Below are 961 nucleotides of genomic sequence, written 5' to 3'. Positions count from 1 at the left end.
GTATTAGCGGACATCGAACAGCTGATTTCTGAATAACGAGCCGCAACAGACATTCGCCGCAGAAAAGAGTCAGACGGCCTCAACGGCCGCCAGACTCATTTGCGTGACAAAGACTCGCTGCGTTTACGCGGTTTTTTCACCGGCGTAATGGCGGTGACTTCACTCTCCACCCAACCGTCATCCAGGCGGGTTTTCAGCATGTCGCCAGGATGTAGCTGTTGCGTCTTTTTCACGACCTGGCCGTCTGCCGCTGTGGTCACGCTGAAGCCTCGTGCCAGCGTGGCCAGCGGGCTGACACCTTCCAACTGGGCCGCCAGATTGCCGAAGCGCTGTTTATTGGCATTGAGCTGCTGCTGCATGGCCTGTTGCAGGCGGTAATGCCACTGCTGGAGCTGCTGCCCGGCGCGCTGGACGCGCATTTCCGGGCGAATGGCACTCAGACGCTGCTCCACGCGCTCCTGCTGGCGTACCGCCTGGCGAAGCCTGAGCTGCATGGCATCATCCAGACGGCGCTGTAGCTTCATCAGTGCCGTTTGCTGGCGCGCCAGACGCAGCTGCGGATGCTGTTGTTGCAGACGATGTTGTATGCGGGTGAAAGTCCGCTGCTGCTGCGCAAGGTAATAATCCATCGCCATTTCCAGCCGCTGCTGCTGTGACTGGAGCTGGCGCAGCAGTTCAATCTGATTACGACTGACCAGCTCCGCGGCAGCAGAAGGCGTGGGGGCGCGCAGGTCGGCAACGAAGTCGGCGATGGTCACATCGGTTTCATGCCCGACGGCACTGACAATCGGAATGCGGCTGGCATAAATTGCCCGCGCCACACGTTCATCGTTAAAACTCCAGAGATCTTCCAGCGAGCCGCCGCCGCGTCCCACAATCAATACATCGCATTCATTGCGCGCATTGGCCAGCTCAATGGCCCGTACGATGCCTGAGGGCGCTTCTGCGCCCTGTACCTGGG

At 59.8% G+C, this 961-nt stretch carries 1 protein-coding gene; it reads right to left on the bottom strand.

Features of this window, described 5'->3' with window-relative positions; translation table 11 throughout:
* Positions 1-95 precede the first annotated feature (95 nt).
* Positions 96-961 (bottom strand): exodeoxyribonuclease VII large subunit (gene xseA, locus WH277_RS08215; RefSeq protein WP_339505214.1); only part of this gene is annotated, 866 nt, incomplete at its 5' end.

The sequence above is a fragment of the Erwinia sp. MYb416 genome, from assembly GCF_037479575.1.
GTDB lineage: Bacteria > Pseudomonadota > Gammaproteobacteria > Enterobacterales > Enterobacteriaceae > Erwinia > Erwinia rhapontici.
The sequence above is the reverse complement of the archived record's forward strand: the minus strand, read 5'-3'. Positions and strand labels throughout refer to the sequence as shown.